This window comes from Pedobacter alpinus, assembly GCF_042684645.1.
In the GTDB taxonomy this organism is placed as follows: domain Bacteria; phylum Bacteroidota; class Bacteroidia; order Sphingobacteriales; family Sphingobacteriaceae; genus Pseudopedobacter; species Pseudopedobacter alpinus.
On the sequence record NZ_JBHULV010000051.1, the window covers coordinates 1 to 15,024 of the forward strand.

Annotated in this window: 7 protein-coding genes; all 7 read right to left on the bottom strand. The window is 32.1% G+C overall.

Translation table 11 applies throughout. The features are described 5' to 3' along the window. Positions 1–183: 183 nt before the first annotated feature. The 7 genes from ACFSSE_RS14945 to ACFSSE_RS14975 all read right to left on the bottom strand — a co-directional run bounded on the left by ACFSSE_RS14945 (position 184) and on the right by ACFSSE_RS14975 (position 15,009). Entirely contained in the window at positions 184–1,782 is a 1,599-nt protein-coding gene (locus tag ACFSSE_RS14945; protein ID WP_379041674.1) for a family 43 glycosylhydrolase, read from the bottom strand. 71 nt (positions 1,783–1,853) lie between these two features. Next, positions 1,854–3,806 (bottom strand): alpha-L-arabinofuranosidase C-terminal domain-containing protein, encoded by a 1,953-nt coding sequence (locus ACFSSE_RS14950; protein WP_379041672.1) that lies wholly within the window; start codon positions 3,804–3,806, stop codon positions 1,854–1,856. Between the two features lie 89 nt (positions 3,807–3,895). Then, positions 3,896–6,646 (bottom strand): glycosyl hydrolase 115 family protein, encoded by a 2,751-nt coding sequence (locus tag ACFSSE_RS14955; RefSeq protein ID WP_379041670.1) that lies wholly within the window; start codon positions 6,644–6,646, stop codon positions 3,896–3,898. Positions 6,647–6,814: 168 nt separating this feature from the next. Then, positions 6,815–8,578, bottom strand: a complete 1,764-nt coding sequence (locus ACFSSE_RS14960) for a RagB/SusD family nutrient uptake outer membrane protein (RefSeq protein ID WP_379041668.1) — start codon at positions 8,576–8,578, stop codon at positions 6,815–6,817. A 25-nt stretch (positions 8,579–8,603) separates the two neighbouring features. Further along, complete coding sequence (locus tag ACFSSE_RS14965; RefSeq protein WP_379041667.1) at positions 8,604–11,801, bottom strand: SusC/RagA family TonB-linked outer membrane protein; 3,198 nt, start codon at positions 11,799–11,801, stop codon at positions 8,604–8,606. Between the two features lie 23 nt (positions 11,802–11,824). Further along, on the bottom strand, positions 11,825–13,249 hold the full coding sequence (locus tag ACFSSE_RS14970) for a fasciclin domain-containing protein (protein ID WP_379041665.1): 1,425 nt from the start codon (positions 13,247–13,249) through the stop codon (positions 11,825–11,827). A gap of 80 nt (positions 13,250–13,329) precedes the next feature. Then, entirely contained in the window at positions 13,330–15,009 is a 1,680-nt protein-coding gene (locus ACFSSE_RS14975) for a fasciclin domain-containing protein (RefSeq protein ID WP_379041663.1), read from the bottom strand. Positions 15,010–15,024 lie beyond the last annotated feature (15 nt).

Here is a 15,024-nt window from a genome sequence, read left to right on the forward strand (position 1 = left end):
TAACTGTAAATCAATTAGTTAATAATTCCGTTTTACGAAATCGGAAATTGTTCGGACAGATATGAAATAGATTAAAAGATTTTTTTTTGATATCCTGATTATATTTTAGGAAATGTATAGGAAGCTTTTAATTAAGCACAATAAGAACAATCATCTTCATCAATTATCATTTAAAAAAATAAATTAGTTGGTTCCCATTTTCACTAAAGAGACATCATCTATGTAACAGAAAGAGTTAGCCTTAGCATCTGCTTTAAAACCAATTTCTACCCTACCACCACTTACACTAATATTGTCTATTGTAACAGTTTTCCAAGATTTATTCTCTTCCTTAATTATATAACTTATTAACTTTCCATTAGAAATAGCAAACATAGATAGCTTAGAAAAACCAGCACTATTTTTCACCTTTGCGGTAAGCACATATTTACCATCATGTAATTTTACATAAGGCGAAGATTCTATAACTTGAGTCACAATTCTTTTAAAATTCACTTTATCGCTTATGTTAAGGCTTTTTTCTCCAATTACTGTTTTTCTATCTATAGTATTGTTAAAATGATTTAATTGGGGAGAAATGGCAGAGTCTAGATTTATTGAATTTCCTTTAATAACTTTAGATGCCCAACCGGTTAGCTGTTGTTGTAGTGGTTTAACCTTGCTTGGTATAGATCTCCTATCTGCTTCAAAGCTTCCATTTTTTACATAATTGTTATCATCATTAACTTTCCAATTGCCAGTTTTTTCATTTAAACTCCAAGAGCTTATGGAGTTAAAATAAGGTTTTACGCCAGTAAAAGATAATGGCACCCATTGATTGTAACCTAAACCATTACCTGCAAAATTAGACCATCGGTCTCCACAATATATGACAGTTTCTTGGGCTGTTCCTTTTACGGTATAAAAAAATCCAGTTTGTGATACATGGGCGAAATCTTCTGTACAACCATCCATTATTTGCATGTTATTGGTGGGCATATATGGTCCAAGAATATTATCAGCCACTAAATAATAGGCAAAAGAGCCATCCCATCCATAAATATTAGAAGCGCTCATGTAGAATTTATTTTTATACTTAAATAAGCAATTGCCCTCTCTACTTTCACCTTCAAAAATTTTGTTACAATCTAACAAATTCACCATTCCATCTTTTAATCCTATTTCCGAGATGTAAATTTTATTTCTGCCGTTACCATAAGAATATACCAAGTAAGATTTCCCTGTATCTTCATCTGTAAAGACTGTTTGATCGCCAGTGTTTGAAGTCCCAATCATGCTGGTCATATCAATTTCTTGTTGATATTTAAAGGTCTCTGTTGGTGTACCTGCAACAGCAAAAAGAACTTTATTCCCTAACTGAATAACCATAGCATATTTATTTTGTTCTTTAAGATAAGCCACGCCCAATCTACCAACCCATGTTGGTTTACGATTGTTGAATAACTGTTGCTCTGTAAGCACATCGCCTTCAAAAACCCAATTAACCAAATCTGTAGAGCTATAGCAGGTAACAGATTGAAAGGAGGCATTTTTATTTGTAACCGCAGGGTTATGCCTGTAAATATCTGCTTCTTTATACTGTACACCGTACCAAAAATATTTTTGTAATCCGGTTTTTGGATCTTTAAATTTAAAAATACCACCTCCTTGGCTGTAAAGTGGCTTACCATCTGCGGTATTCCAAAATGTATCATTTTTAATGTTTAAATTTTGACCTAATACATTGTTTGCGATTAAAAAGACAATAAATAACTGTAATGAGTATTTGATCGAAGTCTTCAAAAATTTTAACATAATTTATAATGGTTTTTAAACAAAATTTGTTGCTATTAAAAAACAAAAACTTTATTAAACTAAAAATCTATAGTATAAATGGTAAAACTATATGGCTTTAATGTTTTCTTAAATTCTGATTTAACAGATTTGTATATTGAATTATTTAACGGTTTAATCTTATCAGGCTCATCTATCCCATTAAAATCATTTAAATTATTAGCAGTAAGTATTTGTTCTGTTAAAAGATTTAATTTTTTAGCTCCATTAATTTTAAATAAAACCTGTTGCGCTGTAGATTTTGTATTTACTATTTTAATAAATAACTTTTTAGCAGTTTGATTTATAGTTGAGCTGGCATATAAGCTATCTTGTCCAATTAATGGTTTTTGGTTTATTAATATATCTACCACTTTATCTCCTCTATTTAAAGCATACATTTTTTGCACAAAATAATTTGCAGTTTTTACGGCTTTTAAATTATCAAACCAAATTAAATCTGGTCTCCATTGCCAAGCATTAACATGAGCCATTAAAGGAGCATAAGAAGCCATGGTAACTATATCTCCGTTTCGCTCTAACCCCGTAATAAATGCCGCCTCTGATAAAGCACTTAGCCAAGAGTTTTTTCCTTCCGCGGGGTTAACATCTTTAATATGCGATGCATATTCTCCAGCAAACACTTTAGGTCCTTTTCTATCGTAATTATCATATCTATTGGCATTTTTAAAAAACCATTCAGGGTTTTGATAATAATGTTCGTCTAATAAATCTACTTTGGTGTTTTTGAGTTGTTGCCAAGCATATTCAAATCTTTCTCCGTCTGGTGAAGGGCCAGAAGCGGCTATTAACTTAACTTCTGGGTGTTTGGCTTTTAATACTTTTTCAAATGCAGCATAACGCTCTATGTATTGAACGTCCCATTGTTCGTTTCCTACCCCTAATAGCGTTAAATTAAAAGAAGCGGGGTGTCCCATTTCTGTCCTTAATTTCCCCCACTTGGTATTGCTGTCACCATTTGCAAATTCAATTAAATCTAAAGCATCTTGTATGTACGGCTCAAGCTCGTTCATAGCTACAACTTCGCCAGTGTTAAATTGGCAGGCCATACCGCAGTTTAGAATAGGTAACGGTGCAGCACCAATATCTTCAGAAAGTAAAAAGTACTCGTAAAAACCTAAACCAAAAGACTGAAAATAATCTGGTGCAGAGCGATGTGAGAATTCTGTATTCCAACGATTTATCTCCAACCTGCGATCATTAATATCGCCAATGGTATTTTTCCATTGATAGCGATTTAATAAATCTCTTCCTTCTACAATACATCCGCCAGGAAATCTTAAAAAACCTGGTTGCAATTCATTTAATACCTCTACTAAATCCCTTCTCAAGCCTTTTTCTCTGTTTTTCCATGTATTTTGTGGAAAAAGAGATACCATATCTACATCTATACTGCCATTTCCAACAAAAGAAATAGCTAATTTTCCTTTTTCTGCATTTGCATTAGATTTAACCGTTACTTTATATTCTTTCCAATCTTTTCCGATTTTTGTTAAAGTAGCCGAACCTAAAGATTGATCATCAGCGGAAAGCAAATCAATTTTTAGGCTTATATCTGGAGTTTTTGTTTTTGCTGTGATGTAAAAAATATAACTTTCATTTTGTTGAAAACCCATTCCTCTAAACCCTTCGTTCATTAATTGAAAAGTCTTTTTATCATTATTAAAAACAATATGTGCGTAACGGTTATTATTAATTTTCTCCAAACTTCTATTAATAATTAACACCTGATTTTGAGTGTTCTTGTTAAGTTCTTTCCAACCCATTAAAGGTTTGTCAAACTCAAAAGATCTATTTTTCACTAACTCAGCATACAAACCACCGTCAGCAGAAAAATTAATATCTTCAAAAAATAAACCGTAAGAAGGCGGTGTTATATTGGTATTTGTTTTTAGATTAATTTCTATTTTTTGTTGTGCAGATATTTGAAAATCGATTAAAATTAAAAGTGTTAGAAAAATTATTCGTTTCATAAAGTTTTATTGTTGTATTGTAAATAATATGCTAGTAGTTAAAAAATAATAATTGATTAAAAAATTTAGTTTTTTTACACTTACTGAAATCATTTTGTTTCGGCTATTGTAGAATAAGCTGGTTTAAACCCTCCAAAATCTAAAATCATTCTATCTAACATTACCCCAGGGTCTATCATTTTAAATTGTAAAATGTGTTTACCTGGTTTTAATTCTGGCAATGTTATTTTTTGGATAGAAATATTACTTAAAACATTCTGTTTCCATTCGTTATTTCTGTCTTTAGTTGCAAAATCTTTGATAATCCAATCGCCATTATCTACGCTAATCGCATATTTTAAGCTGTAATTTTTATTTAAAGGATGATTTGGCACAGTGAAAACAGACACAATGGGTTTAGCTAATGAGGTATTTATAAATTGATAAGATAAAACGGCATCGTCTTGTGAATGACCCTTCATTACGCTTTCCATTATTTTTTGGGTATAACCTAAGCCATTTATCAAATGCCAATATTTGTTTTTTGATGATTTTATTTCAGTATAATTTTCTGCATATATGGAGATATATCCATTCATTTCTTGAAAAACTAGTTTATCAGTGGTGGAATTTGTGTGATTTAAAACATTAATTTTAATGTATTTTGTACCAAAAGATGTTTTAATTGTTAGTAGAATTTCTTGCTTTGTTTCAAAAACAAAATTGTCCTCTAAACTTATCCAAATTCTTTCTTGTGTTTTACCCTCTTTTGATAAATGACCAGCTTTTACAGAAAATTTTAAGCCTGCTTTATCTGCAAATAATTCCCAATGAAGAGCGCTATCTTTTGTTAGAAATATATCTACAAAGAACTTTTGATTTTTTGATTCATAGTAATTTGGTAATATTAATGTATCTAATTTATCATCAAGTTCTGTTTGCCCTTCGGTAATTAAACCCCAATTAGATTTAGAATTTACAGGATTTAACAATATTTTAGGATTGTCAAAGACTGGAAGTTTTCTTGGTGTCATAAACATCATATTTTTCCATTTACCGTTTGCTAAACTATCATTAAAATATTGGGTAAGTTTAGCTATGTTTTGATAAGCTAAATCTGTAGAATCTTTATATTTTATAGCAGACAACCTACCTTGTTTTGCATATAAAACAGCTTTATCACGATATAAAAACTTTTTACTCATGTTAGATGATGCGATTACCGGATATTTAACCAATTCGAAGTACGAATCTCTGTATTGATTAGCTAGTTTATCAGCAATTCGCAATGCCCTGTTTTCTAAATTTTGATATTTATTTAAACGTTGCTGAGCTTCATCGCCATAGTAGAAATGGTTATACGCTGTAAATGCTATTTTTGTAGTGGGTTCAGTTTGACTCCATCCCATAAATTCTGGCTTTCTTTCTAAGGCAAGCTGCTCGTAATCGTTCATTAAATTAGCTATAGAATTACCTTGATTTGGAAAAATACTTTCGTACCAGTTTTTACGGTGTTGAATTAAATAATTATTATTTTGAAAAGGAGATATATCATAAGCCATATCCATAAATAATTGAGTTTGATACTCAGCAGGTTTGATATCTCCAACATTTAAAACCCATATCTTTTTCGAGTTATTTTGATAAGCCTTCAGCATTTCTTTCCACATTAAACCTGCTGGTATAGTGCTTAACCATAAATAATCATGCGGACGCCCCCAATATGAGGCATGATAATAAACGCCAGAACCACCGGTTCTTTTTGCCTCTTCGGGAGAGTTTAACCTTCTGATGTAACCATAATTATCATCTGGCCAAACCAAAGTCACATCATCAGGTACTATTAAACCCAGATCATAAATATCTAAAACTTCTTTATAAAGTGTAATAGCTTGTGGAATGGAATTTTTTCCTAAAACATCGGCAAGTATTTGTCTTTGGTCTTTTATTACTTGTTCTGTTAGTGGTACCGCTTCTTTATTTGATTTCACACCTTCCATTCCACTATCATGTACACCCCGCATACCCATGGTATAAATCACTTCATTTTTTTTACTTTCTAATATTCTGTTTTTCCAATAATCTTGAATTTTCTCTTTATTTGTTAAATAATTAAATCGCCCCATGGTTTGCTCACTCCATTCATCTACATTATTTCTTAGCATAGGCTCGGCATGTGAGGTACTAATAATGATATTGTAATGTTGCGCCATTTCTAAATTACCTGGCACATTAAAAAATGCTTTTGTACCAGGGTGCATGGCAGGCCAAATCATATTTGCTTTTAATCTCAATAAAAGTTCAAATATTTTGGCGTAAGTTTTTGGTCCAATATTATTTAGCTCTTTATCTATTTGAGTTGCCGCCCAAGGTCTTAAACCCCAATCTTCATCGTTTAAAAATACCCCGCGGTATTTAACAGATGGTGTTTTAGAAATGGTGTCTTTAATAGCAATAGAAAGTGTACTTTTCTTTTCTGTGTGCACATCTGCCCAATAATACCATGGATTAATCCCTAATTTTTCTGAAAGATGAAAAACTCCATAAGCCAAACCTCTATTATCGCTACCGGTAATAATTAGAGCTTTATTTATTTTAGCGTTTGGTTTTTGCAGAGTTTTTATAGAAAAAACTTCCCATTGATTTCTTATTTGACTTGCATTAGATTGTTTGAAATAAGAAAGTTCATCAGCGTTTTCTAAAACGATAATATTTCCTTTAGCCTGAGCCAAACTATTTAAAACCTGAGGTTGATAACCAGTTATAGTAAAAATATCTTTAGCTAAAGTGTGCGCTAAAATAGAGTCTAATTTGGCTGAATTTCGATGGTAAACTAAAGTTATTTTATGCTGAGGAGACATAAAATCAAAATTTTGAGCATTTAGATTGATGCAAAAAAATAGTAATAGAAATATTAAACTACTTTTAACCTTAAACATATAATTATTAAATAGTATAAGTGATATGAAATAATAAAACCGGATTAGTGTCCGGTTCTATCATATTATTTTTTATTTGATTACAAAAATCTAATCAAACTTAAAAGGTAAATACCAATTGTTTTGATCCATTAATTTTGTACGAACCGCTGATGCGTTCGGATTATTCTCTTTTAATAACTTTTGGTAAACTTTATCAGCTAAAAATGCTGGTTCATTTCTTCTTCTAGCTATACGCATTAAATCTCCCCAACGGTTACCTTCAAAAGCTAATTCTAATCCTGCTTCAGCAATTAAACTAGATTCTATGTTGGTAGTACTATCACCTACCACAGCTAGTCGAGGTACATAAGCTCTATTTCTTAAACCTACATTTCTATGCCATGTAGCTCTAAAGCTTGGGAAATCACCATCTCTAGCATCAAAATTATAAGGGGGTACATCAAACGTTTGTTGAATATTAGTTACATTTCTATTCCTGTCGTTAGATGGAGTAGGATCAAATTCATATTTAATCCCATCATTTAATAAAGCATTTGCTAACCTGTGTCTATTATCTCTATTGGCTGCTTCTGCAAAACGTAAATGTAATGTTGCAGCTCTGTATAAAAAGAAGTTGCCTTCTTTTTCAAAAAGTACACGTGGTAAAAATGTTATATCGTCTAAGTAATTGTATAAATATTTCATTACCACCGGTCTTCCAAAATTTTCGTTGATACTAAAAGTTTTTCTTACATCGCCAACTATTCCATTTCTTTGAGTTTGTGCATTCCAATTATCTATAGATTGTTGAGAAGGCTTTAGTAGGTATTTACCCCCCTGTATAGAAAATAAATCTACAAAGGGATTAGTTGGTTGAAAATTTCTGCTAAATGGTAGCGCCCAAATCCACTCTTGGTTCCATAAATTATCTCTTTGTCTAGCAAACAGAGATTTCCAGCCTTGGGTAGTACTGTTGATTAAAGCTCTAGTGTCTTGTTCCCTAAAACGTATATAACCTACTGCTATGTCATTATTTGTGGCTACATCTGCAAATCTTACTTTATAAAGATCGTATCTGTCATTATCATTACCAGTATTTTCGAAACTTGTCATTACCGCTTTATACGCAGTTGCAGCTCTGTTATAATTACCTTTCCATAAATTTAAATCGCCAATTAAACATTGCTTATTAATAAAAAATTTAGCGGTTGGATAGCCATCTACTGTTGTAATTAAAGATGAGTTTGATGCATAGGTATTTTTATAAGGCAAGCCTTCTACAAATGGAACTAATATATCTAATAACTGGTCAAAATTTACTCTTGGAAATTTTGACACATCTTTGATATCATTAATATCTGTTAAAGGATCAGTTATGTATGGAATGGTACCAAAATGGATTCCTAACTGCAAATAAACCCAAGAACGAATACATGCTACATCAGAGTAACGCTGGTTGTACTCATCAGAAGTAAATTTGTTGTCTTTTAACATGATGTCGAAATTTGCTAAAACATCATTACAATTTAATATCACTTCGTAATACTTTTTAGGGCTTGCATAAGGGTTGTCTAAAGTAACATCATGATTGCTAATTTGCCTTAAAAAAGGATCTGAATTTACCGTAACCGACATTAAATCGGCCCTTAACTCGTTAAGTATAACATACTGGCTGGCTAAATCCATAAACTTTCCATAAACACCATATACAGCAGCATCGGCATCAAAAACGTTTCTGTAAGCCTGCTCTTGCACTAACCTGTCTTTAGGTTCTACCTCTAAAAACTTTTTGCAAGAGATATTACTAGTAAAAGCTAATGTTACCGCAGTTACTACTAACCATTTTTTTGTATTTAATTTTAATTTCATCATTTCTATAATAAAAAGTATGATAGGCTTACAGGCCTAATTTGAAACCTAATTGAAACGTTCTAACTTGTGGGATTAAACCTGTATCCACACCCTGAGCGAATAATGCAGAGTTAGCACTAAATTCAGGATCGTAACCTAAATAATTTGTTAATGTAAACAGGTTGTTTGCTGTTATGTAAATCTTTGCTCCTTTAATTAATTTATCCTTTACAGGGATGTTATAACTCAAAGCAATGGTTCTTAATCTTAAATAAGAACCGTCTTCAACAAAACGATCAGAAAATTGTGCATTACCCATTGGATCTCCCCAATTAGCTCTTGGCGTATTAGTCACCTGTCCATCAGCTCTCCATCTGTTTAAAACAACCTGAGTTTGATTTTCAAAACCTCTCATACCCTCTAAAACATTTCTAGTTCCATTGTATAAATCATTACCTACGGAAAAATTAAACATGGCATTTAAACTAAAATTTTTATAGCTAATTGCACTATTAAACATTCCAATAAAATCTGGATTTGGATTTCCGATAACTGTTCTGTCTTCATCATCAATCACATCATCACCATTTAAATCAACAAACCTAACATCACCGCCTTGATAAGGAACTAATGAAGCGTTAGGTAATCTTCTTTGTAAACCTGATGCTGCAGCTTCAGCATTTGTTCTAAAAATTCCATTACTGGTTAAGCCGTAAAAAAGATTAGCGTCTTGTCCTTCTTTGGTGATGTAAGTTGCACCTCCAAATTGAGTTAAAAACTGGCCTGATGGTAAAGAAGTGATTTGATTTCTGTATTGAGAAATGCTAAAACCTAAATCTAACTTCACATCTTTTTTACCTAAAACCCTACTATTTGCAGAAACTTCATAACCATTGGTGCGCATACCTGCACTATTATTTATCACAAAATCAAAACCTGTAAATGAATTAACAGATTCAAAAATCACCATGTTGCTGGTTCTGTTAGAAAATACATCAAATGTTAAACTTAACTTCTCTTTTAATACTGCTAAATCTAAACCAAGGTTTATTTTCTTTACTGCTTCCCACTGTAAACTTGAATTACCAATGTTTCCTCTAACTAAACCTTGTACACCAACTAAATTCTGAGAAACATAATATGATCTTGCTGCATAATTTCCTATATCATCATTACCAGTAATACCATAAGAAGCTCTTAATTTCAAGAAATCTATAAATTTATTGTTAGCCATAAAATCTTCAGAAGAAATTAGCCAACCAGCACCAATAGAAGGCATAAAAGCAAACTTGTTTTCGCCAATACCTACTGCGCCATTTTGTGCATTTTTGCCAAACCTACTAGAGCCATCTAAAGCTAAATTTAACGCAAAGAAATATTTGCTGGCAATACTGTAGCTATTAGCCATGTAAAGGTTTAACCAATTCCAATCTCCTAAAATCCCTCCTACTCTTCTTAAAGTTGTGCTTCCAGCACCAACACTCAAGAAATCATCTGTTGCCGAATTAAAGCCTAGTCCAAAATCACTTTCGGCACTATTAGTTTGTGTACGAAGCCCCAAACGAGAGCTGAAATTATTTTTACTGTTAAAACTCTTATTGTAATCTAAATAAGTATCGTTAAATATACTATACAAACGTTGAATCTCGCTTCCAGATCTATTTAATGCAATTGCTGTATTCAATGTATCGCTTGTTACACCTATCTGAGGTAAAAAAAAGTTTTCTCTGCCTTTATCATAAGTTATACCGGCAATTGTTACCGCCTTTAAATTATCGTTAAATTTGTATCCAAAATGAAGGTTTCCAAAAAAGCGGTATGCTCTATTTATACCTACTGTATTTTCAGAAACTAAAACAGCAGGATTACTTACATTAAAAATATCTGTTCCGCTGAAATTTGGAGATTCTGTACCATCCGCAGCAAATACGTTTTTAGCTAAAAATGGTGCTTTGGTTAAACCTAAATATAATGGGCTAGTGGTAGCAAAGTTATTTCCTTGGTTACGTAAGTTTTGTTCGTTATAGTAAAATGACAAATTAGCTTGCAAAGTTAACTTCGGAGTTAAGTTTAAATCTCCATTTAAACGCATACTGTATTTAGAGAAATCGGAATTTTTAATTACGCTTCCATCATCCTGATAGCCTAAAGATAAAGCATACCTTGCAATGTTATCTCCACCGGTTACTTTCATATAGTAATTTTGATTGTAACTGTTTTCCATTACCTCATTTTGCCAATTGGTATTGTTGTTATAGGTGAAGAAATTAGGATTAGCGGGGTTATCATTATTATACGGCTGATTTTGAATTTGATTTTGGCTTAAGCCCCTTGTTTGCAATAATTGCGTTAAATAAGAACGATAGCCTGATGCGTTTAGTAATGGCAAATTTTTAGGCTGTTGATTAAATCCACTATATACCGCTACATCCAATTTGGTTGTTAAATCTTTTGGGTGTGTAGTACTAATTAAAATTACGCCATTTGCACCTTTTGTACCATATAAAGAAGAACCATCTTTAATAATAGTAATATCTTCAATATCTTTAACATCAATATTTGCAAATGGAGTGTTAAAATTGTTTCCAATCAACTCCGAGCTGTAGTCTTCGGTATCGTATATCATTCCATCAACAACTACTAAAGGTTTGTTAGTTGCATAAAGGGAGTTAAACCCGCGTAGCCAAAGTGTTGCATCACTGTTTGACGTACCAGAACGACGGGTAGAATACAAACCAGCCATACGCCCTTGAAGATAGGTACCTGGTGTCTCTGAAGCTAATTCCCACTGAGATTTCTCTACATTTAAAGATTTTACCGCAAATGGAACTTTACTTTCTGTTTTTAACCCGGTAGAAAGATTTACCTGATTATAAAAAGATGAGTAACCAGCTTCGTAAAGACTAATGATCACATTGGTTCTCCCTTTTAAAGGAAATTCCTTATTCTGAAAACCACTTGCGCTTACAATTAAAGTAGCATTACCATATAAAGTGTTAATATTAAAATTACCATTATCGTCTGTAATTGCAGCAGAATAACCTGGTACAGAAACGTTAACACCACCTATGGGTTTACCAGTTAAAGCGTCTTTAATTATACCTTTTATTGGTATAATTGCAGTTTTTGCTATAATCTTAGCTGTACTTTTATCACTTTGTTGTGCAATAGCTACATTTAAGCTTAAGGCACTTAAGGTAATTAAGCAGCTATATTTTAGAATATTTTTAGTTTTAATTTGCATTTTGAACGTCTAATGATTTAAAATTACTTAAGAATTGGTACTAGCTTTAAATAATCTAAAGTGAGCGTATTATTTCCGTTGGTTATTGTGTTTTGACCTATGAGTGAAATTAATAGTCTATCAGCAGTAGTTGCCTCAAATTCTCCTAATAAAACTTCAGAATAATCTGCAACAGGTACATCTCTGTAAGGAAAAAATGCTAAAGGATTATCAACGCCACCGGTTGTATTTCTTTTGCCTCCAACTCTTAATCTTTGTTGAAAAACATTAGTTTGTATATCGTTTACAGCTCTCCAAAAAACTCTGTATTTGGTGCTATAAAGTATTGGAGAATTATAAGCAATTTCAAAAAACGCAAAAGCATGATTTTGTACCATCAAATCTCTAAAAGTAATTCCATTGTTATCTAATCTTTGGCGATAGTATGTGTTTGCTCTTCTGTCATTTGGGATAAACTGACTTGGATTTTCCCCTTCTATTATGGTAGGTGTTAATCTATCAGCTAAACTAACGTTAACATTACTCATGATATGGATTAAGCCATTACTTGCTTTTATTGTTTGTACTATATTAGAGCGATTTATAGGCACATTAACACCAAACTTAGAGATTAAATTAGCGGGCAAATTTGCTGCTGTTAACTCGCCAGCAAAAACTAAATCTCTTACGGTGTATGCACTAGCCAATAATCTTGTGGAATCATTTGTACCTCTTATCAGGTAAGGTATTAACTTGGTAACTTCAGCATCGTAAGCTGTATTTTGCATTAAAAATAAAGTAAACTTATTGTTTTCATTTCTTACATTATATGTTTCTCTAATAAATTCATTATCTATCAAAACGTCTCCTGTATTTATAGGTGCGTTAGGATAAATTTGTATATTATCTAAAGATGTTATATAGTTAGCTTGAGCATAAGTAGTTTTATTGGCACTTAGATACTCCCAAATACTTAATTTAGGAAGTAATGCATTTTCTACAATATGATAAATACCATTCTCGGCAAATTTATTTGGTGTAATAATGTTTACTTCATCAATTTTTGATTGCAACATTACCAAATTTTTACCATTAAGCATTTTAATAATTAAAGAATCTGATGCCATGTCAGTTCTAAAAGCCGAAACTGCGATGTGATTTCTAATGAAGTTATTTAATCTACCTGTATCAGATAAAATTGCTGGATCCAAAGCTGTAATAGCCGAATTTACAGGTGCAAAAACAGTATAAGTTTTAGATGCAGCAATTATTTTATCAAAACCGGTTTGTACCAAAAGTTTATTAAACTCAGATACATTGCTGTTTTTAGATAACTGAACAAACAAATTATCATTAATAATTGGGTCTGTTATTGCAACGTGGTCTTCAAATTTATCGGTACAGCCATAAATAGCAATAGATAAAAATGCGACAGAAAAAATAGTGCGTATATGTTTGTAAATGTTCATCCCTTATGGATTATAGTTTATGTTAATTTAAATCACTCGAGATTTTGAAAGATGAAAATCTCGAGTGATTAATGTATTTTTTATCTTGGTACAACTTCCCCATTAGGACCAAATCTTGGGTAAAGCTGATCTTGGTCTACTGGAATAAAGTGAATCATATCTATGTTTGTTGGGGTTGACTGATTGGTTAATACATCAAGTCTAAAAATATGCCTATCTGTAGTTTGAATATCAATTGTACCTAAAAGTCTAGCTGCCCAATTGTTATTATTGCCAGATATTGGTCTTTTAAATCCTTGTGCTTCTAATTCGGTTTCGGTGATATTAGTTGATCTAAAGTCAGCAAAGTTTACAGTTCTAGATAATTTAACACCATCAATTGAAGCTTCAGCGGTATTACTTCTAGATGCTATGGATCTATAACTAATCCAAACTTTATACCTACCTCTAATAATAACAGGCGTTCTAAACTCTATCCAAGGGATTACAGCAGATCTTAAGGTTCTAATTTCCAAATAATCTGACCAATAGGCTTGATTAAATGATCCGGTTGTAGAAACATTATATCTTACAACATTTGTAGCTGCACCTCCCCATGTAATATCCTTAAGCGTTCCTAAAGGAAAGACTTGAAACTTACCGCTTACTCTAAAAATACTAGGTAATTGGCGTATTTCTGGCTGGTCTGCAACATCCCAATAAACTGGGGTTGGTACCCTTTTCTTGATAAAAAAATCGTCTTTTACAAAGTGTAAAACACCATTGGTTGTAGTTATATCAGAATTGGTTCTGTCTATTTCAACACCTTTTTCTAAAATACCGTTAAATATTTCTTCGTTTAACAAAACAGAATCTTTAACTAACTTAACACTTATAATTTCTAATGGTGCTTTTGTGTTATGAGAAGTAGCCAAAACTATGTCGGCAATATATTTTAAGCCCGGTAAAACTCTATAAGCTACATATAAATTTAAACTATCTGTTAAGCTTGTTGGGTTTCCTGTATGTGAATATTTCGCTTTTAAATCTGCAAAAGAATTTATACCACTCTTTTTCAAATCATCATTTGTTATTGCTAAAACCGCTACATGGCTAGAGACACCAGCTGTTGTGGTTACCGGAAGATTTAACTTCGTATTCCAACCTGTGGCAACTAATGCTTCATTAAAAATTGATAAACTAGGGTTAGCTGCAATTTCTTGTGCTAAAGTTCTGCTAGATTTTATTAAAACATGGTCTATAGAGTGTATAATTCCGTTACCTACTCTAATATTACCCTTTAAAATTCTAGCAATTTTATTAACAACAATTCTTGTTACACCACCTTCATTTCTTGCACCAGTAGATAAAAATTGCCCTAAAGCTGTTGCTTTACTAATTTTACCATCTGTAAATGCAGTTGTAGATATGGTATCTTCTATAATGTGGAGTTTTATAATATCTTTTAATTCGTTAAGATCTAACTGGTCTATACTGGTTTTTCCTTGCTCTACTAAGTAAGCTTTAAAAGCTTCGTTAGTTGGGCTAAATACTGTGTATCCTCCATAGGCATTTAAATAAGATGCGTTGCCAGTTAAAACTAAGGCTTGCGAAAATATGGAGTAATTTGTAGGATCAGCGTCAAAAAAACCGGTAATATTAACGCTCTCATCTGTGGTTTGCTTAAAGTTATCCTTTTTGCAGGCATAAAAAACCACCATAAACGTTAGCAGTAAAACTGCTAATGTTCTTGTACTTTTTAGATTAATTAACTTTTTCATTTTCTTATTTAATTT

What these genes read in the sequence shown, in the direction of transcription:
- ACFSSE_RS14950 (WP_379041672.1), bottom strand. Translation starts at nt 3,806, where the DNA reads ATGAAACGAATAATTTTTCTAACACTTTTAATTTTAATCGATTTTCAA.
- ACFSSE_RS14955 (WP_379041670.1), bottom strand. Translation starts at nt 6,646, where the DNA reads ATGTCTCCTCAGCATAAAATAACTTTAGTTTACCATCGAAATTCAGCC.
- ACFSSE_RS14960 (WP_379041668.1), bottom strand. Translation starts at nt 8,578, where the DNA reads ATGATGAAATTAAAATTAAATACAAAAAAATGGTTAGTAGTAACTGCG.
- ACFSSE_RS14965 (WP_379041667.1), bottom strand. Translation starts at nt 11,801, where the DNA reads ATGCAAATTAAAACTAAAAATATTCTAAAATATAGCTGCTTAATTACC.
- ACFSSE_RS14970 (WP_379041665.1), bottom strand. Translation starts at nt 13,249, where the DNA reads ATGAACATTTACAAACATATACGCACTATTTTTTCTGTCGCATTTTTA.
- ACFSSE_RS14975 (WP_379041663.1), bottom strand. Translation starts at nt 15,009, where the DNA reads ATGAAAAAGTTAATTAATCTAAAAAGTACAAGAACATTAGCAGTTTTA.